This is a genomic window from Leisingera sp. ANG1, assembly GCF_000203975.2.
In the GTDB taxonomy this organism is placed as follows: Bacteria; Pseudomonadota; Alphaproteobacteria; order Rhodobacterales; family Rhodobacteraceae; genus Leisingera.
Genome location: NZ_AFCF02000009.1, coordinates 75,108 through 94,728 on the forward strand (window position 1 = coordinate 75,108; position 19,621 = coordinate 94,728).

General features: G+C 62.6%; 12 protein-coding genes and 1 pseudogene. All 13 read left to right on the forward strand.

What is annotated here, in order from left to right:
• Positions 1-12: 12 nt before the first annotated feature.
• The 13 genes and pseudogenes from GC1_RS16625 (at position 13) to GC1_RS16680 (ending at position 19,616) form a co-directional block, all read left to right on the forward strand.
• Positions 13-1,260: a hypothetical protein gene (locus GC1_RS16625; RefSeq protein WP_237754623.1), complete on the forward strand. Its 1,248-nt coding sequence runs from the start codon at positions 13-15 to the stop codon at positions 1,258-1,260.
• 64 nt (positions 1,261-1,324) lie between these two features.
• Complete coding sequence (locus tag GC1_RS16630; RefSeq protein WP_019294627.1) at positions 1,325-2,179, forward strand: ion transporter; 855 nt, start codon at positions 1,325-1,327, stop codon at positions 2,177-2,179.
• Positions 2,172-2,669: pseudogene (gene tssB, locus GC1_RS22885) on the forward strand (type VI secretion system contractile sheath small subunit); the annotation flags it as partial. The gene GC1_RS16630 and the pseudogene tssB, both read left to right, overlap by 8 nt.
• Positions 2,670-3,752: 1,083 nt before the next feature.
• Positions 3,753-7,259: a type VI secretion system contractile sheath domain-containing protein gene (locus GC1_RS22995; protein WP_337589024.1), complete on the forward strand. Its 3,507-nt coding sequence runs from the start codon at positions 3,753-3,755 to the stop codon at positions 7,257-7,259.
• Positions 7,260-7,323: 64 nt separating this feature from the next.
• Complete coding sequence (locus tag GC1_RS16640) at positions 7,324-9,435, forward strand: type VI secretion system Vgr family protein (RefSeq protein WP_039137223.1); 2,112 nt, start codon at positions 7,324-7,326, stop codon at positions 9,433-9,435.
• Between the two features lie 10 nt (positions 9,436-9,445).
• Positions 9,446-10,054 carry a DUF6931 family protein gene (locus GC1_RS16645; RefSeq protein WP_039137220.1) on the forward strand — a complete coding sequence of 203 codons (609 nt, stop codon included), beginning with the start codon at positions 9,446-9,448 and terminating at the stop codon, positions 10,052-10,054.
• A gap of 16 nt (positions 10,055-10,070) precedes the next feature.
• Positions 10,071-10,373, forward strand: coding sequence for a PAAR domain-containing protein (locus GC1_RS16650; protein ID WP_039137217.1), 303 nt, complete (start codon positions 10,071-10,073; stop codon positions 10,371-10,373).
• 8 nt (positions 10,374-10,381) lie between these two features.
• Positions 10,382-11,848, forward strand: a complete 1,467-nt coding sequence (gene tagH, locus GC1_RS16655; protein ID WP_039137214.1) for a type VI secretion system-associated FHA domain protein TagH — start codon at positions 10,382-10,384, stop codon at positions 11,846-11,848.
• Between the two features lie 47 nt (positions 11,849-11,895).
• On the forward strand, positions 11,896-13,236 hold the full coding sequence (tssK, locus tag GC1_RS16660) for a type VI secretion system baseplate subunit TssK (RefSeq protein WP_039137211.1): 1,341 nt from the start codon (positions 11,896-11,898) through the stop codon (positions 13,234-13,236).
• Positions 13,237-13,250: 14 nt separating this feature from the next.
• On the forward strand, positions 13,251-14,678 hold the full coding sequence (tssL, locus tag GC1_RS16665; protein WP_039137208.1) for a type VI secretion system protein TssL, long form: 1,428 nt from the start codon (positions 13,251-13,253) through the stop codon (positions 14,676-14,678).
• A complete protein-coding gene (gene tssM, locus GC1_RS16670) occupies positions 14,675-18,247 on the forward strand; it encodes a type VI secretion system membrane subunit TssM (protein ID WP_039137206.1) in 3,573 nt (1,190 codons plus the stop codon). Before tssL ends, tssM begins: the two co-directional genes overlap by 4 nt.
• Positions 18,247-18,894 (forward strand): type VI secretion system-associated protein TagF, encoded by a 648-nt coding sequence (gene tagF / locus GC1_RS16675; RefSeq protein WP_039137203.1) that lies wholly within the window; start codon positions 18,247-18,249, stop codon positions 18,892-18,894. Before tssM ends, tagF begins: the two co-directional genes overlap by 1 nt.
• Positions 18,894-19,616, forward strand: a complete 723-nt coding sequence (locus GC1_RS16680) for a PP2C family protein-serine/threonine phosphatase (RefSeq protein ID WP_052257666.1) — start codon at positions 18,894-18,896, stop codon at positions 19,614-19,616. Before tagF ends, GC1_RS16680 begins: the two co-directional genes overlap by 1 nt.
• Positions 19,617-19,621 lie beyond the last annotated feature (5 nt).

The window sequence follows — 19,621 nt, forward strand, 5'->3', positions numbered from 1 at the left end:
GAAGGAGTTCCTATGGTTAAACATGTTGTTATGGACATGAAAAACGTCGATGTCGGCGCGTCTGGGCTGGAGATGGTCAAGCCGCCCAAGCTGTCCTTCAAGGTTGTGGTCGAGCTCGATAAGAAAATGGAGAAGGGGGTCGAGAAAGACCCGCTTCTGCAGCAGGAGTTCCATGCCGGTGCCAGCGAGGTCTTTGAGCAGACCCGCGACACCATTGAGAAGAAGTGCAAGGTGTTCGACAAGGCCTTTGTCGAGATGGCCAACAAAGGCGCTGACAAGAAGGCGATGGAGAAGCAGCTGAAGGGGCTGAACGACGCCATCAAGAACGACATCAAGGTCGGCGAGAAGGCGGCGGAGCTGGCGGCGCAGAAGGCCTGGACGAACCTTCAGAAGAAGAAAAAGGAATGGTCCAAGTTTAAGATCAAGGTGGGGGTGTCGATTGCCGGCACTTTGGCCGGTCTGGCGGTGAGCATCGCGGCAATGGCAACCTCGCCGTTTTCCGGCGGTGCGGGCGCGGCCTTTGGCATCATCGGGCTGATCAAGTCCGGCGTCACGCTGGCCAAGGACATTGGCAAGCTGGCGATCAATATCGACCAGTCCAAGACCATCCTGGTGAAGAACCTGGCGGTGGTGGAAAAGGCGGCCTCCAACAAGGCGCTGAATGCCACCAACGAGGTGTCGGCGGCGGTGTTCCAGGAGTTTCTTGGCATCTCGCAGCCGTCGGTCAAGACGGTCGAGGATGCGGCGGATACGCTGAAGGCCAAGTACGCCCAGATGGTCGTCAAGATGCATGACCTGTCGAAGAACCTGAACAAGATCCTGAAGCAGCAGGAAAAGCTGAAGAAGGAATTCCTGGCCGAGGTCGGCAAGAAGCTGAAGAAACACCCTGTCAAGGATAAGAAGACGCAGCTGGTGATGATCAGCAAGGCGCTGGATACGGCGTTGGCGAAAAACTATGCCGAGGTGCAGAACGCGATCGACAAGATCCAGATCATGTATGCCGATGCCCGCGGCTGGGCCAACAACATCAAGGACCTGATGAAGCGGGTGAAGGCGCTGACGATCAAAGACCCCAAGGCGCTGAAGGTGTTCCGCGAAGGGCTGAAATTTGCAGCTCTGGCACTGTCGCCGATCGACGGCAACTCGATCGCCACCGGCGCCAAGGATCTGGCTCTGGGCGTGGGCGGCGCGGTGGGTGGCTACGCCTATGACAAAATCACCAGCAAGGTGCTGGACGGGACTGTGTTCGACGCGGCCTGAAACTGAAAAAGACCACCGGGCGCATTCTGCGCCCGGACAACTGAAAGACCGGTGGAGAAGTACCTTGGACAGCAGCGCGCAATCCGCAGAGACGCTTCGGGACAAGGCCCGTGAATTTGTCGAGCGCAGGTCGGTGACCAATGCCATTCTGGGCATCATCATCTTTAACGCCATCACGCTGGGCCTCGGCACCTCTGCTGCGGTGCGGGCGCATGCGGGCGGGCTGCTGGATGTGATCGACACCACCGTACTGGCAATCTTTGTGCTGGAGCTGGCGCTGAAGTTGTTTGCCTACGGCTGGCGGTTCTTTTCCTCGGCCTGGAATATCTTTGACCTTGTCGTCGTCTCCTTCGGCCTGTTCCCGGACAGCCAGGGCCTGTCGGCGCTGCGCGGCCTGCGGGTGGTGCGGGCGCTGCGGCTTTTGTCGGTCATTCCGCAGATGCGGGCGGTTGTGCAGGCACTGCTGGATGCCTTGCCGGGCATGGGCGCGGTGATTGTTATGATCTCCATCGTGTTCTACGTCTTCGGGGTGATGGCGACGATGATGTACGGCGCTGCATTTGACGAATGGTTCGGCACGCTGGGCCGGTCGCTGTATTCGCTGTTCCAGATCATGACACTGGAAAGCTGGTCGATGGGCATCGTGCGCCCGGTGATGGAGGAGTTCCCCTTCGCCTGGTCGTTCTTTGTGCCGTTCATCGTGATCACCGCCTTTTCCGTTTTGAACCTGTTCATCGGCCTTTTGGTCAACACCATGCAATCCGCGGTGGAAGCGGATGCGGAGGCAGAGTTCGAGAAGCTGCGCGAACTGGTGAAGTCAGAGACAGATGTGGTGGATGAGCATGTCCGGGAGATGCATGAGGAGATCAAGGCGCTGCGGGCTGAGCTGGCCGAGCTGAAAGGGCAGGGCAATGGCTGACAGCTCGCAGAAATTCATCGCCCGGAACCGGGCGCCCAGGGTCCAGATTGAATATGACGTGGAGCTCTATGGCGCCGAGAAGAAGGTGCAGCTGCCCTTTGTCATGGGGGTGATGAGCGATCTGGTGGGCAAGTCCACGGTAGAGCAGCCCGCGGTGGCGGACCGCAAGTTCCTAGAGATCGACGTTGATAATTTTGATGAGCGGATGAAGGGCCTGGCGCCGCGCGCCGCCTTCACCGTGCCCAACACGCTGACCGGCGAGGGCAACCTGGCGGTGGATCTGACGTTTGAGAGCATGGCGGATTTCGCGCCCGGTGCGATTGCCGCCAAGGTGGATGCGCTGCGCCCGCTGCTGGAGGCGCGCACCCAGCTGCAGAACCTGATGGCCTATATGGACGGCAAAACCGGGGCCGAGACGCTGATCGAGACGATCCTGAACGACCCGTCGCTGCTGGCGGCGGTGTCTGCACCCGCCGCGGATGCAGAGAGTGCCGCGGCGCTGGACAGCCTGCGCAATCTGGAACTGCCGGAGGAAGAGGCGGACACCACGGGTGACGTGCTGGCCGGCCTTGCCGCGCAAGCGCCAGAAGATACCGCGCCTGAGGACACATCCGGCGGGGTTCTGGATGCGCTGCGCGACGCCGCGCCGGAAGCTGCGGAGCCGGAAGACACGTCAGCGGACGTGCTGGCCGGTTTGAGCGCGGCGGCGCCTGAGGACACAGACCAGCCGGATGAAGCCGCAGATGCCCTGGCGTCGCTGGCCGCGGCTGAGGTTCCGGAGACTGTTGAGGAAGATACCTCTGCGTCGGTGCTGGAGGGGCTGGCCCAGGCTGACCTTCCGGAAGAAGAGGAAGACACGTCCGGTGAGGTGCTGGCCGGGCTTTCCGCACAGGCCCCGGAAGAAGCTGAAGCAGAGGATGGCTCCGGCAGCGTTCTGGATGACTTGCGGGCTGCTGAGCCTGAGCAGGCTGAAACGGATGATGGGTCCGCTGATGTGCTGGCGGGCCTGAGCGCTGCCGCACCCGAAGAAGAAGACCAGGGCGATGAGGCCGGAGAGGCGCTGGCCTCGCTCGCGGGCGCTGAGGTTCCTGAGGCTGAAGAGGACGATCAGACGGATTCTGTCCTCGAAGGGCTGGCGCAGGCGGACCTCCCCGAAGAGGACGAGGACACCTCTGGCGATGTGCTGGCCGGGCTGGCGGCGCAGGATGTGGAGGAGGCGGCCGAAGAAGATACCGCGGGAGCGGCGCTGGAAAGCCTGGCGTCCGTTGAAGTGACTGACGCGGAAGAAGAGGATCACGCTGGTGTGCTGGATGCGCTGGCGGATCTGGATGTGCCGGAAGAAGCCGATACGGCGGCTGATGATGCGCTGGAGAGCCTCGCCTCTGTCGAGATTGCGGAGGATGGCGAAGAAGACCATTCCGGCGTGCTGGATGCCTTGGCAGATGCCGCGGTGGAAGAGGATGAAGACACCGCAGCGGAGGATGCGCTCGAAAGCCTTGCCGCTTTGGAGACCGGCGATGACGCGGAAGAAGACACTGCGGGCGCAGCTTTGGAGAGCCTTGCGGCTGCGGATGTGCCGGACGCTGACGAGGAAGAGGACCATGCCTCGGTTCTGGATGAGCTGGCCGCGATCGAGGTGGAGGATGAGGCCGATGATGCTGCAGGCGCCGCGCTGGAGAGCCTTGCAGCCGCAGAGGTGGCAGAGACTGAAGATGAGGACCATTCGGACATTCTGGAGGGGCTGGCAGATCTGGAACCGGACGCGGCTGAGGAGGAGGATGACTCTGGTGCGGCTTTGGAAAGCCTGGCTGCGGTGGATGTTGCCGAAGACGAAGATGACGATGTTTCCGATGTTCTGACCGGGCTTGCAAATACGGATCTGGCAGAGGAAGACAGCGGCGAAGAGGCCGCTGCGGCCCTGGAGAGCCTGGCGGACGCGGTTGTGTCCGATGATGAAGAAGACGCCGGATTGGACGACGTGCTTGACGGGCTGCTGGAGGAGGCGCCCGGGGAGGACGAAACCGCCAGCGATACCGAAGATGCGCTGGAAAGCCTCGCCGCAGTTGAGATCGAAGATGCGGAAGATGACGGCTCCGATGATATTCTGGACGGTCTGCTCGACGCTGCGCCTGAAGAGGATGACGCGGAAGGTGACGACCTGAGCGCCGTTCTGGACAGCCTTGATGCGCCCGAAGAAGCCGGAGAGGCGGAGGATGCCGGGGATATCCTGGCCGGCCTGACAGAGGGCGCGCCTGAGGAAGACACGGATGCCGGCACTGATCTGGATGACATCCTGGGCGGTCTTGAGGAACCGGAGGACGACGCCGGCGAAGAGGATCTGAGCGCGGCGCTGGATACGCTGGAGGCTCCTGAGGCAGCTGAAACCGAAGACAGCGGTCTGGACGATCTGCTTGCGGATCTTGGTAGTGATGAACCGGAAGAGGCTGCGGAGGATGGCGCTGATGATGTGCTGGCAGGCCTCGCGGACGCCGGCATTGAGGAGGATGCAGAAAGCAGCGGGGCCGATTTGGGGGCTTTGCTGGAGGATGACGATGAGGCGGAAGACTCCGCCAAAGACAGCGATCTGGACAGCCTGTTGGGAGACCTGGGCGGCGAGGATGATGCCGCGGACGAACTTGATGCGCTTATGAGCGGTGCGGAGGAAGAGACCGCAACTGAGGCCGCTGACGGCGAAGACGGGTTGGATGATCTTCTAGGCAGTTTGGATGCGGCGGAAGAGGAAGACACAGACAATTCTGATCTTGATGCGCTTTTGGCTGGCGATGAGGACTCTGCTGGGGCTGAGGATGATCTGGACGCCTTGCTGGGCGGTTTGGACGAGCCGGAAGAGAGTGCCCCGGAGGAAACGGATAGCAGCGCGGACGCCGGTGAGGATGGCCTGGACGCGCTGCTTGGCGGTCTGGATGAGGACGAGGCCGGCGGGGACGCCAGCCTGGATGACCTGCTGGGCGATCTTGGCAGCGATGAGGAAGACGACGGCGATCTGGATGGTCTGCTGGCAGGGCTTGGCGAGGAAGCGGAAGCCGAAGAGGCAGAGGACGCGGACAGTGCCGAAGACGACCTCGATGCGCTGCTGGGCGGTCTGGGGGACGCAGATGCGGATCTTGACAGCCTGATGGGCGGTGACAGCGGGGATATGGACCTGGATGATCTGCTTGGCGATTTAGGCGGTGACGACGAGGACACCGCCGAGGCCGGCGGCGATGATCTGGATGCGCTTCTGGGGGATCTGGACGAGGGCGGCGATGAACCGGCTGCGGCGGCAGAGGTCTCGGACGAGCCGGAGTTTGCCTATGGCACCATGAGCGCGGAGCGGCCGGCTGCGCAGAAGCTTGAGCGCAAGCGGTTCCGGATGGCGATCCTGGGCGACTTCTCAGGCCGCGCGGCCAAGGGGATTATCGAAACTGGCGATGCGCTGGCAGCGCGCAAAGCGGTGCTGCTGGATCCGGATACGGTTGAGGACGTGATCGAGAGCTTCGCCACCGAACTGGTGCTGCCGATCGGCAAGGACGGTGCGGGCATTGCGGTCAAGCTGGAGGACCTGGACGGGCTGCACCCGGATGAGCTCTTTGAAAACGTGGAGCTGTTTTCCGAGCTGGTTGGCCTGCGCAAGCAATTGCAAAGCGGCGCAACGGCGGATCATGCGGCGGGGACGCTGAAAGCCTGGGCAGAGAAATTCGGCACCAAAGCACGGGCGCCGAAACGGACCTCGGCCGGGAATTCGGTGCCGGCTGACAAGCGACTGAGCGCCTTCCAGCAACTGATCGGCGACACTGGCAACACGCTGCGCGAGGCCTCGCCGGTGGAGGATTTGCTGGCGCGCGTTGTGGGGCCGCATATCCGGGCACTGCCAGATCCCGATGTGGCGGCGATGCAGAAGGCGGTGGATGAGGCGCTGTCAGATGCGATGCGGCTGGTGCTGCATCACCCGGAGTTCCAGTCGGTGGAAGCGCAGTGGCGCTCGCTGGATCTAATGGCGCGGTCGATTGAAGCGGACGATACGCTGGATGTGATGCTCTATGACATCTCGGCAGAGGAGCTGGCGGCGGATCTGGCCGCCGAGGACGACCTGTCAAAAACCGGTTTCGTGCGGCTGCTGACCGAGGAGCCGCTGGACGAGGAGAACGGGCGCGGCGGCTATTCGGCGCTGATCGGGATGTACCAATTCGAGGAAACCCCTCCGCATGCCGAATTGCTGGGCCGGATCGCGCGGGTGGCGGCGCATGTGGACGCGCCTTTCTTTGCCTCCATTTCGCCGGAGTTCCTGAAAACGCCCAAGGCGGAGCGTCCCAAGCTGGTGGCCGATGCCTGGAACACGCTACAGGGGATGGCGGAGGCAGGCCATCTGGGGTTGGCCAGCCCGCGGTTCCTGCTGCGCCGGCCCTATGGCGAAAAAACCGATCCCTGCTATGAGTTTGATTTCGAGGAGTTTACCGAAACGGAAGGCCTGAAGGGTATGCTCTGGGCCAATCCGGTGGTGCTGGTGGCGATCCTGCTGGGGCGGTCGTTCACGGAACACGGGCCGTCGCTGCAGCTGGGTAAAATTATGTCTCTTGGAGGGATGCCCTATCATTATGTGAACGACAAGTTCGGCGACCAGGTGGCGCTGCCCTGCACCGAGCGCAATATCGATCTGGACAAGATCGCATTGGCGCAGGAACGCGGGTTCATGGCGGTGAGCGCGGTCAAGGGACGGGACGAAGTGCGGCTGACCTCGTTCAACTCTCTGAAGGGCGGCGAGATTCTGGGGCCCTGGACCGGATTGCCGGCGCCGGAGCCCTCGCCGCCGGATCCGCGCGGGCTGCCGAAGCCCAAACCGCCTGCGGATAGCGGCGGTGATGAAGACGAAGACCTGGATCTTGATTTGGATTTGGGCGGAGACGATGAGGACGATCTCGGCCTGGATGATCTTGATTTCGGAGGCGATGACGGGGATGACGATGGCCTCGGGGATCTGGATGACTTGTTGTCGTCGTTTGGGGATGACGATGATGACGACGGTGGGGATGATGATGACGAAATGGATGCGGACCTCGCCGCGCTTTTGGATGATTTGTGATGCGAATGTTTGAGAACACTGCCGGCGATTACCGGCTCCGTTCCCGTCACGGAAAGGAGGAGACATGGTTGTAAGCAAGGGCCATGAAAATGACCTCGCCTGGATGTCGGGGACATATTCCACCGACGGCCTGATGATGAGCCGGGCGATTGTGCGCGAAGGGCTTAGCAAGCTCACCGAGACAACGATCGAGTTTGCTGCGACCAAGGCCCAGCCCAAGCTGGAAGACCTGGTCGGCAAGCAGATGAACGTGCATGTGATGCGCCAGCAGACGGAGCATCAGTTCAACGGCATCTGCGTTTCGGTTGAGCATCTGGGGTTCCGCAATGGGTACGAGATGTTCGTGGCCGAGGTGCGCCCCTGGTTCTGGATGCTGACGCGGACCTGCGATTTGCGGGTGTACCAGGACAAGAGCACGGTCGAGATCATCAAGCAGCTGTTCGGCGAATACGGCTTCAGCGATTTTACTGACAAGCTGAGCGATAGCTATGAGAAGCGGGAATATTGCCTGCAGTACCGCGAGAGCGACTTTGATTTCCTGTGCCGCCTGATGGAGGAAGAGGGGATCTACTACTACTTTGAGAGCCCGGTCGGGGAGACTTCGCGCGAGAAGCTTATTCTGTGCGACGGGGTCAGCGGCCATTCTCCGATCAGCGGCGGATCAACCGTTGAATTTCACGCCCGCGATGACAGCGACAGGCGGCGCGAAGAGCATATTTCCGAGTGGACCAAGGATGAGCGCGTGACCCGCGGCAAGGTTACGCTGAACGATTTTGACTTCCTGACGCCGTCAGCGGATCTCAAGGCCACATCGTCGATCCAGAAGGGCCAGCATTCCTACAAGAGTTACGAGGTCTACGACTACCAGGGGCATTACCGGAAGAATTCCGGCCTGGGCAACAAGCTGGCGCGGGTGCAAATGGAGGCCGAGGCCATCAAGCACATCCGCTGGCGCGGAGCCTCCAGCGTGCCGACTTTGGTCACGGGCTGCACCTTTACCATGAAAGAGCACCCGGTGAGCGAAAACAACAAGGAGTACCTGGTGATTGATGCGGAGCATCACATCAAGGTGGCTTGGGACTATGGCGAGCGGGAAAGCCAGAAGAAGAAGGAAGTTGCGACCAAAGGCGCGATGCGCCGCGACCTGAAGCCGAGGAACATGGAAGTGCCGGAGGAGATGGAGCATGATGTCTATGCCTCCACCTTTGGTGCGATCCTGAAAGCCGATCAGTTCCGGGCGCCGCTGGTGACACCCTGGCCTGAGGTGCAGGGTCTGCAGACGGCCACCGTGGTGGGCCAGAGCGGCGAGGAAATCTGGACCGACGAGCATGGCCGCATCAAGATTCAGTTCCATTGGGACCGCGAGGGCAAGAAAAACGAAACATCCTCGTGCTTTGTTCGGGTGATGACGCCTTGGTCCGGCAAGAATTGGGGCATGGTGGCCGTTCCGCGGATGGGACAGGAGGTTGTGATCCAGTTCGAGGACGGCAACCCTGACCGGCCGATCTGCACCGGCATGCTTTACAATGCCGAAACGATGCCGCCCTATACCTACCCCGCTGATCAGACCCAGCTGGGGATTAAGACCAATTCGTCAAAGGGCGGGGGCGGCTATAACGAGCTGATGTTCGACGACAAGAAAGACAGCGAACTGATGCGGGTGCAGGCCGAGAAGGATCACCAGATGCTGGTCAAGGACCGCTCAACGGTGACGGTGGGGCTGGATGCGCCCGACCCCGAAGTGACCTCTGCGGATGAGAAGAGCTATGTGTTCACGGTCCAGCAGCATATGACTGAAACCGTGCACCAGGGCGACCGGACTGAAGTCGTTGAGACCGGCGACAAGTCCGAGACCATCCAGACCGGCAACATGACCCTGGATGTGGATACCGGCAATCTGACCGAGACCATCGCCAAGGGGAACCATTCGGAAACCGTGTCGCTGGGCAATCTGACAGTGGATGTGACCGCGGGCAAGATCGCGATGAGCGCGGGCCAGGAGATCAAGCTGACCGTGGGTGCGTCGGAGGTGAAGATCGACAACTCCGGGGTCAGTATCAAAGGGCCGATGATCAAGATCGAAGGCACCGGTATGGTTGAGGCAAAAGCGCCGATGACCACCGTCAAAGGCGAGGCCATGCTGACCCTGAAGGGCGGCCTCACGATGATCAACTAGGCGGGTGCAGATGTCGGCAAGATTTGAAAAGCTGGTGAAAATGCCTGCTGACCCGGTGGCCAAGCTGCTGTCGCGGGCAAATGTCATCCTGAAGACCCCGCTGGAGGCGCCGCCTACGGCGCTGGCGGGGGTTGTGCTGGAAGAGCTGGAGCGCAAGGGCGCATTGGTCGATCTCTTGCGCACGCTGGCGGTGCTGCTGCCCCCGCGGGAGCGGGTGTGGTGGGCCTGCCTGGCAGCGCGCGATTACATCGGGCCGCGCTCCGACAAGGACCCTGCCTCGCTGACCGCGTCGGAGGCCTGGGTGTTCGATCCCACGGAAGAGAACCGCGACAAGGCGCGGATCACCCTGGATCATGCCTATGTGGATGATGACACAGTGAATTGCGCGCTGGCGGTGCTCTATGCGGCCGGAACGCTGGGACCCGGAGAATTGAATCAATATCCTGCCCCGGCAGGGGCCTCTGAGGCGGCTGCCTTTGCCATGAATATGGTGGCCTTGGGTCAATTGTCTGATAAGTTTGAAGAACACGGCGCCGTTCTAATAGAGCGGGCGCTGGATATTGCGCGCGGCGGCAAAGGGCAGGTGATCGAGGTCCCGCTGCACGCCGCGCAGGACTGAAAGGGAGGATGAACAGATGGGAATGCCACAGGCCCGGGTGACGGATCTGCATGCCTGCATGCTGCCCTCCACCCCGCCGCCGCCGGTGCTGCCGGTGCCGACACCGATTCTGCCGCCTTGCGCGGTGACTGTGCTGGTGGCCAATCTGCCGGCCGCGCGGCTTACCGACATGTGCACCGCAGCGCCATCACCGCACCCGATCATCAAGGGGTCGGCAACGGTGCTGATCAACAACCTGCCGGCCGCGCGCATCTTGGACAGCACCGCCTGCGGCGGCATGGTTGCCAAGGGTGAAGTCACCGTTCTGGTGGGAGGATAAGCCCAGGCATGGGAGTGACACTGAAATTCCAGAGCTCGGGCGCGATGCCCGGCGATGCGGCCCCTGTTCCGATGCGGGGGCCGAGCCTGACGGTGGGGCGCGGTGCCAGCTGTGACTTGGTGCTGCCGGACCCGGACCAGATGCTGTCGCGCAATCACTGTGTGATCGAGGATCACAATGGCAATGTGGTGGTGGTCGACCTCAGTTCCAACGGCACCTTTCTGAACTATTCGAAGATCCCGCTGGGCCGCACCCCGACGCCGCTGAACAACGGCGATGTGCTGTGCGTCGGCAATTATGAGCTGGTGGTGGAAATCCGCGATGACCTGGCCGATGTCGGCGACATGATCGCGGCACCCGCGGCGCAAGGGGCAGCCTCGCACGGGAATGCGGCCAATGCGCCTGACCCCTTGCAGCTGCTTGAGGATGCGGGTCCGGGCGGCGATTTCCTGGATGACTTGCTGGGCGAAGGGCCGAAGGGGCCTGCGCAGTTCACCCCGGTGGACCCGATCGACGAGCTTTTGCCGCCCTTGGGTGAGGACGAGGATCCATTCTTCCAGAAGGCCAGCGACGGGCGCGAAGGGGAGGGGGCCAGCCTGCCCAATCACAATCCGACCGCCTCGGACGGGTTTTCAGCACCCGCGTCGCAGTCCAGCCTGATCCCCGACGATTGGGATGATGATTTCCTGTCCGGCATCGGCGAGCCGGAAAATCCGGTTCCCCAGCCGGACCCTCAGCCTGCACAGCCCCCGCGCGAGGTGCCGCAGCCGCCAACCGAGGTCCCGCCCACGGCCCCGCCGCAAGAAGCACCGCCCGCGCCGCCGCAAGAAATCCCGCCGCAGCAGGACACAGCAGAGAAGACAATCGCGCCTGCCGCTGCGCCTTCGCAAGAGGCACAGGAAGCGGTAGAAGCGTTTCTAAAAGGGGTCGGCGCAGACGTCGGCCTCGATCCGGCGGAGCACGCCAGCACCATGGCGCGGATGGGCCGGGTGATGAAAACACTGGTCACGGGCTTGCGCGAAATCCTGATGACCCGGACCTCGATCAAGTCCGAGTTCCGGATTGAACAGACGATGATTTCTGCCGGCGGAAACAACCCGCTGAAATTCTCGATCACGCCGGAACAAGCCATCGAGGCGATGGTGCGCCCGGCGACCAAGGGCTACCTGTCGCCTGAGACTGCCGCCGAAGAGGCGCTGCGGGATATCAAGGCGCATGAAGTGGCGATGGTCACCGGCATGGAGGCAGCGCTGAAAGGCGTGCTGAAGCGGCTCGACCCCAAGGCGCTGGAAGCGCAGATCGAGGACAAGGGCGGCTTTACCGGCCTCTTGCGCGGCAAGAAGGCGCGGTACTGGGATGTATACGAGCAGCTTTATGCGGAGATTTCCGACCAGGCTGAGAATGATTTTCACGACCTGTTCAGCCGCGAATTTGCGCGGGCCTACAAGGACCAGCTGGACAGGCTGAAGGAATGACCGGCACCGCGCCCTGCGCGTGTGCCCGCAAGTAAGAGGAGATCCCGGTGTCCTGGGACAGCAAGGTACTTTGGACGGAGGGGCTGTTTCTGCAGCCGCACCATTTCCAGCAGTCCGACCGCTACAATGAGGCGCTGGTCAGCGGACTGGCGCGGCGGCTGAGCCCCTATGCCTGGGGCGTGAACGGGCTGGAAATCGACCATGAGGCGCTGAAGATCGGCCAGTTCGCGGTGAAGTCCTGCGAGGGGCTGACCCATGACGGCACCGTGTTCCGGGTGCCGATGGCGGACCCGCATCCGCCGGCGATGGAAGTGCCGACCACCGTCAAGGACTGCATTGTTTACCTGACCGTGCCGCAGCGCCGGCAGGGGGCGACCGAAGTGGATCTGAGCGGCGCCGAACGTTCGGCCAGCCGCCTGCGCCCCGACAAGGTGGAAGTGACCGATGTGACCTCGACCGAGCGCAAGCCGGTGGAGCTGGACGTGGGCAAGATGCGCCTGCAGTTCGCGCTGGAGGTGGATGATCTGGCTGATCTGCTGGCGGTCCCGGTGGCGCGAATCATCGAGGTGCGCCCCGACAAGGAGATCGTGCTGGATCAGGCATTCATCCCGTCTTGTCTGGACATCAGGGCGTCGCAGGCGCTCAGCGGTTTCCTGCGTGAGCTGGAGGGGCTTCTGGCGCACCGGATGGAGGCGCTGGCGGGCCGCCTGTCAGAGGCGGGCGGCGCCCGCGGTGTGGCGGATGTGTCGGATTTCATGCTGCTGGCAGTGGTGAACCGGATGCTGCCGCAGGTGCGCCACCTGCGCAACATCGAGAACCTGCACCCGGAACGGCTGTTCACCACCTGCGCAGGCATGGCGGGCGAGCTGTCGGTGTTCATGTCGACGGAAAAACAGGCGCCGGAATTTCCGCCCTATACCCACGACAATCTGGTCGAGTGCTTTGCGCCGGTGATCCGGGTGCTGCGCCAGTATCTGAGCTCTGTGCTGGAGCAGACCGCAATTCCGATCAAGCTGGAAGCGCGCAAATACGGCATCTCGGTGGGGGTCATCGCCGACCGCAAGCTGTTGGGCAACGCAGGCTTTGTACTGGCGGTCAGTGCCGACATCCCGGCCGAGGACGTGCGCAAGCATTTCTCCGGCCAGGCCAAGATCGGACCCGTCGAGGAAATCCGCCAGCTGGTGAACTCGGCCCTGCCGGGGATCACCCTGCGCCCCTTGCCGGTGGCGCCGCGGCAGATCCCCTATCATTCCGGCGTGGTCTATTTCGAGATGGATGCGGACAGCCCCTATTGGCGCAAGATGACCACCTCGGGCGGTATCGCGGTGCATGTGTCGGGACAGTATCCGGGGCTCAAGATGGAGCTTTGGGCGATCCGTAATGCATAAGGGAAGGCGCTGAAATGGCTGATTATGACGATCCCTTTGCTGAACCGGGGGATACCGACAAGACGGTGATCAAGCCGAACCCGGGCGGGCGGCGCACGGCCACGCCGATGCAGCAGCCGGAGGTGCCGCAGCAGACCCAGCCAGTGCCTGAGCAGCCAGCGGAGCCGGATCTGGATGCCTATGGCGTCCCGCAGGCGGCAGCCCCAAAACCGCAGGCTGCCGCGGGCGGGGCTAAGGCGCCGAAGATGGCGCTGACGGGTATGAACCAGCTGACGGCCTGCGCCTCAACCCTGTTTGCGCTGATTTCCCGTATCCGCAACCGTGCCCAGCACATGGACCCGGATGGCTTGCGCAAGAACGTGGTGGCCGAGGTGCGCGCGTTTGAGAACCGCGCCCTGCAGGCGGGCATTGCGGCGCAGACCGTGAAGGTTGCGCGCTATGCGCTGTGCGCGACGCTGGACGACGTGGTGCTGAATACTCCTTGGGGCGGGCAGTCCGCCTGGGGGCTGCAGTCGATGGTGGCAACCTTCCACCGCGAGGTTGTCGGCGGTGACCGGTTTTATGACCTTTTGGCGCGGCTGGAGAAGGAGCCTGGTGCCAACATCGACATGCTCGAGTTTCTCTATATGTGCCTGTCACTGGGGTTCGAGGGGCGCCTGCGGGTGGAGCAGGGCGGTTCGGAAAAACATCTGCAGATCCGCGGTGCGCTGGCCCGGATCATCCGCAACCAGAGGGGCCCGGTAGAGCGCGATCTGTCGCCGCACTGGGAAGGCATCGTCAAACCGTTCAAGGCGCTGTCGGTCTGGCGGCTGGTGTGGATCACCATGGCCGCGACCCTGGCCATCCTGGCACTGCAGTTCTTAGGGCTAAGCTGGATGCTGTCGAACCAGACCGAAAATGTGGTCGGGCAGCTGACGATCGTGGATTCCGGCCCCAAGGCAGAGCTGGAACGGCGCGCGCCGCCGCCGCCGCCGCCGCCATTGGCGCCGACGACCGAAGAACAGGTCGCCAAGGTTTCTGGCTTCCTGGAACCTGAGATCAAGGAAGGCATCGTGCAGGTCTTCCAGAAGGGCAACACGCTCATCATCAGGCTGACCGGCTCCGGCATGTTCGGTTCCGGCTCGGACCAGCTGAGCAAGGCGTTCCGTAATCCCGTGAACCGGGTGGCCGAAGCGCTGAATGACGAAAAGGGCAAGATCATCGTGGCAGGGCATTCCGACAACGTGCCGATCCGTTCCTCGCGGTTCCCGTCCAACATGGCGCTGTCGCTGGCACGGGCAAAGTCGGTGATGGCAGGCATGGCCAAGGTCATGACAGACCCGGACCGGCTGTCGGCCGAGGGCCGTGCTGACAAGGAACCGATAGCAGACAACAGCACCCGCGCCGGGCGGGCCAAGAACCGCAGGATTGAAATTCTGCTGGTTCAGGAGGTTCAAGGATGATCCGCCGTTATATCTTTCCCCTGTTCCGGTCGATCTACACCATCCTGCTGATTCTGGCTGCGGTTCTGTCGGCCTGTGTGTGGTATTTTGCACCTTTCATCGGCAGCGATGACTGGCGGCCGTTTGACGGCGTGATGGCGCGGCTGATCACCATCGGGGTGATCTTCCTGCTGTATTTCATCATCATCGGCATCATCTTCTGGCGCCGCCGCCGCAAGGACAAGGAGATGACCGAGGAGATGGCGGAGGCCGTTGATACCTCGGAAGATGATGTCTTGTCCGAGGAAATCGGCGAGCTGCGCGGCAAGTTTAAGGACGCGATGAAGGAGCTGCGCAAGTCCAAGGGCGGGCGGCGGCACCTGAACGACTTGCCGTGGTACATCATGATCGGCCCGCCGGGTGCCGGTAAGACCACTGCCATTGTGAACTCAGGCCTGCAGTTCCCGCTGGCTGAGAAGATGGGCAAGGCCGCCATCGGCGGCGTCGGCGGCACCCGTAACTGCGATTGGTGGTTCACCAATGAGGCGGTGCTGATCGACACCGCCGGGCGCTATACCACGCAGGAAAGCGATGCCGAGGCGGATAATGCGGCCTGGCTTGGCTTCCTCGGGCTGTTGAAGAAGTACCGCAAGCGGCAGCCGATCAACGGTGCGATCATTGCGATCTCGCTGTCGGATCTGTCCTTGCAGGATGAGATCACCCAGAAAAGCCACGCCGCCGCTGTGCGCCGCCGCCTGGCGGAGCTGCGCGAGAAACTGGGCGTGCGCTTCCCGGTCTATGTGCTGTTCACCAAGGCCGACCTGATTGCCGGCTTCCAGGAGTTCCATGACTCTTTAGGCAAGGAGGACCGCGAGCAGGTCTGGGGCTTCACGCTGCCCTTGCCCAAGGGCAAGAAAGAACAGCCGCCAATTGCCGGGTTTGACGAGGAATTCGGCCTGCTGCTGGGGCAGATCAACGCGCAGCTGCTGGAGAAGATGCAGACCGAGACCGACCATCAGCGCCGGGCGCTGATTGCGGGCTTCCCGGCGCAGGTCGCCTCCATGCGCGCAGTTGCGCGCGAGTTCCTGATGGAGGTGTTCCAGGACAACCGTTATGAGCAGCGCCAGATGCTGCGCGGGGTCTATTTCACCTCCGGCACCCAGGAAGGCACGCCGATCGACCGGCTGATGCTGGGTATGGCGCAGACCTTTGGCATCGGGCGCCAAGCGATTGGCACGGGGCAGGGCACGGGGCGCAGTTTCTTCCTGACCCGCTTGTTCGAGAGCGTGATGTTCCCCGAGGCCGGTCTGGTATCGGCGGATGACAAGGTCGAGCGCCGCTACCGCTGGACCCGCCGGATTGCGATTACTGCCACAGTGCTGGTGGCAATTGCGATGGGGGCGCTGTGGGTGCGGTCTTATCTCAAGAACACCGATCTGATTGCTCAGGCTGAAGGCCAGGTTGCGGCCTATCAGGCTGCCGCGGCGCAGCTTCCGCCCAGTCCGGTCGGCGATACCGATCTGGTGCCGGTAGCCGCCGCGCTGAACAACTTGCGCGACATGCCCGGCAACCCGGTGTTGTCCGATCCGGAGCCTGACGGGGCCATGACCTATGGGTTGTATCAGGGCGAAGTGATCGGCACCCAGGCGGCGCAGACCTACCGCGGGGCGCTGAACCGGCGTCTGCTGCCGCGGCTGCTGGTGCGCCTGGAGCAGCAGATCGAGGGGAATATGAACAACCCCGACACGCTGTATGAGGCGCTGAAGATCTATCTGATGCTGGGCCTTCAAGGGCCAATGAACCCCGATCTGGTCAAGGAGTGGATGCGCCTTGACTGGGAGAACATTGCCTATCCCGGTATCGCTCGCAACCAGTTGCGCGCTGATCTGACGGATCACCTCACCGCGCTGCTGTCGCAGCCGATGGAGGAAATCGCGCTCAACGGCCCGCTGATCGAGCAGGCACAGAACATCCTGTCGGAGATGCCCCTGGCCCAACGGGTCTATAACGGCATCCTGAATTCACAGCAGGCGACGGCGCTGCCGAAATGGCGGATCACCGATGTTGGCGGCCCGTCGGTCAAGCGGGTGCTGGTGCGCAGTTCCGGCAAGCCGCTGAACGACGGGATCGAAGGGATCTTTACCTTTGACGGTTTCCACAACGTGTTCCTGCCGGAGGCGGTCAGCGTTGCCGAACGGGTCCACCGTGAGGCCTGGGTGCTCGGCGATAACAATGAAGCGTCCCAGAACGAGGCGGTTCTGCTGAAGCTCAGCCGCGATGTGCTGGATCTCTATTATAACGATTACATCAGCCGCTATGATCAGATCCTGGGCGACATCGACATTGTGCCGCTGGAGTCGCTGTCGCATGCGGTAGAAGTCACCAATGTGCTGTCGGGGCCGACTTCGCCGATCGTCAATATCCTGACCGACGTCAGCAACGAGACCCGGCTGAACGAGGATAAATCCGTTCTGGATGCGGGCACTTTGGCCGCGGGTGCCCAGAACGTGGCCGCGATTGAGGCGCGCTCGAACCTGTCGATCCAGGGACAGATTCTGCTGGAGGCGCTGGTCGGCTCTGCCGAAAATGCACCCGGTCAGGCGGCCAAGCCGCCGGGGGCCTATGTGCAGGAACGGTTCCAGTGGCTGTATGACCTGGTCAACCGGCCCGAGGGGCAGCCCTCGCAGCTGGATGATCTGATGGGGCAGTTGCAACTGGTCTATCAGGAGCTGAACAAGATGTCCTTCTCTGGCGTCGCCACGGGCGGCCAGAGCGGTCAAGCGCTGTTGCAGTTCCAGCAGACCGCCAGCCGGATGGGCGGGCCGCTGCCCCGCTGGGCAACGCAGATTTCGGCCGGATCGTCGGGCATCACGTCGGAAGGCACCCGGGCTTCGATCAACGCGCGCTGGCAATCGGCGGTGCTGCCGTTCTGCGAGAAAGCACTGGCGAACCGCTATCCCTTCAACCGCTCGGCACGTGCCGATGTGGCGATGGCGGATTTTGCCAAGCTGTTCTCCCCGAACGGGATGATCGACAGTTTCTTCAATGAGCATCTGCTGAAATACGTCGACACCCGCAGCCGGCCCTGGACATGGAAGCGCGTCAATGACGTGGATCTGGGCATCAGCCCTGCGGTGCTGCAGCAGATGCAATACGCATCTGAGATCAAGGAAGCCTTCTTTGCCGGCGGGGCGCAGCCTGCGGTGAACTTCCAGATCACCGTCAACGCGCTGGACCCCAAGGCCAAGGAAGTGCTGCTGGAGATCGACGGCACCAAGGTGGCCTACAACCACCGCTCTGGTGCACCGACGCCGGTGGCGGTGACCTGGCCGGGCTCTGTCGGTCTGGCTCGGCTGACTTTACTGCCGCAAAAACGGGATAGCGAGAACGTGCTGTCGCGGGACGGGCCCTGGGCCTGGTTCCGGCTGTTGGATGCGGCGGAGGTGCGGCGCACCAATGTCTCTGACCGGCGGCGGGTGAACTTCCGCGTCGGCGGGCGACTGGCGCTGTTCGAGTTGCAGTCCGGGTCCGTTATCAACCCCTTCGCCCTGCCTGCCATGGCGAAATTCAGCTGCCCGAAGTCAATGTGATGGCGGGGTTCGGCGCATTCGGCAAGATGCCTTCAGCCGGGGATTTCTTCCGGCTGAACACGCCTGGCGGCTTTGTGCGGGTCTGGGACGCCTGGCTGCAGCAGGTTATGCTGGATGGCAAAGCGGTCTACGGCGCAGGCTTCGATGCGCATTACATGACTGCGCCGATCTGGCGGTTCACGCTGCCGGCGGGTCTTGCAGGTGCCGCATCCGTCTGGGGCGTGATGATGCCGTCGGTCGATCGGGTTGGGCGGCGGTTTCCGCTGACCCTGATGGAGGCGCTGCCTAAATCCGGCCCGCCGGCACTGGGCCATCTAAGCGCCGAACCGCTGTTTGAAGGGCTGGAGGATTTGGCGCTGGATGCATTGGAGGACACCATGACCAAAGACAGCTTGGCTGAACGGCTTGCAGCAATGCCAGTCCCTGACGGTGTTCAGCCAGCGGCAACGGACGTGGTGATGGCTGGTCCGCTAGGCCCGGAGCGGCTGAAGCAATCAGACCCGCGACTGGCGGGCTGCAGCCTGTGGACGGCAGTGCTGGATGGGGAGCCCCGGACGCTGGCGTCCAGGGGGCTGCCCTCAGGTGCGGTGGCATTGGCGCTGTTTGATCTGGGCGCGCCGGTATGGTCGGGGGTTGAGGCTGCATGATGAACCAGCTGCGCAAATACCGCTATACCGCGCAGACCCATGTGGGGCTGAAGCGCAAGGTCAACGAGGACTCCGTTCTGGCGCTTCCGGAACATGACATCTGGCTGGTGGCAGATGGTATGGGCGGACATGATGCAGGTGACTTTGCCAGCCGGCTGATTGCCGATGCGGTGGCGATGATCCCGCTGGGCCTGGACCCGGCCGCGCGGATGCATGCGCTGCGCGATGCGATCCAAAACGCGCATAAGGCGATCCGCGCCGAGGCCGAGGCCCGCGGCGGCGGCACCATCGGGTCAACCGTTGCGGCACTGATCATGGCGAACCAGCATTTTGTCGGGCTTTGGGCCGGGGACAGCCGGATCTACCGGCTGCGCGATGGCCATATCGAGATGCTGACTGAGGATCACTCCGCGGTGGCGGAATATGTTCTGGCCGGCAAGATGACCTGGGATGAGGCAGAACAGCATCCGCATTCAAATGCGATCACCCGTGCTGTCGGGGTAGGGGAGGAGCTGGAGATCGACAAAATCCGCGGCGACACGGAACCAGGCGACCGGTTCCTGATCTGCTCTGACGGGCTGACCAAATACGCGACCTTCCAAATTCTGGAGGACGTTCTGGGCAGTGCGCCCCTGGAGACTGTCGGCGACCAGCTGATCCAGATCGCGTTGACGGGAGGCGGCGCGGATAACATCACGGCCATTGTCATCGACGTTTTGTAGGCGGA

Coding starts and splice junctions, on each gene's coding strand:
- GC1_RS16640 (WP_039137223.1), top strand. CDS start 7,324: ATGGTTGTAAGCAAGGGCCATGAAAATGACCTCGCCTGGATGTCGGGG.
- tagF (WP_039137203.1), top strand. CDS start 18,247: ATGGCGGGGTTCGGCGCATTCGGCAAGATGCCTTCAGCCGGGGATTTC.
- GC1_RS16625 (WP_237754623.1), top strand. CDS start 13: ATGGTTAAACATGTTGTTATGGACATGAAAAACGTCGATGTCGGCGCG.
- tssM (WP_039137206.1), top strand. CDS start 14,675: ATGATCCGCCGTTATATCTTTCCCCTGTTCCGGTCGATCTACACCATC.
- tagH (WP_039137214.1), top strand. CDS start 10,382: ATGGGAGTGACACTGAAATTCCAGAGCTCGGGCGCGATGCCCGGCGAT.
- tssL (WP_039137208.1), top strand. CDS start 13,251: ATGGCTGATTATGACGATCCCTTTGCTGAACCGGGGGATACCGACAAG.
- GC1_RS16650 (WP_039137217.1), top strand. CDS start 10,071: ATGGGAATGCCACAGGCCCGGGTGACGGATCTGCATGCCTGCATGCTG.
- GC1_RS16645 (WP_039137220.1), top strand. CDS start 9,446: ATGTCGGCAAGATTTGAAAAGCTGGTGAAAATGCCTGCTGACCCGGTG.
- GC1_RS16680 (WP_052257666.1), top strand. CDS start 18,894: ATGAACCAGCTGCGCAAATACCGCTATACCGCGCAGACCCATGTGGGG.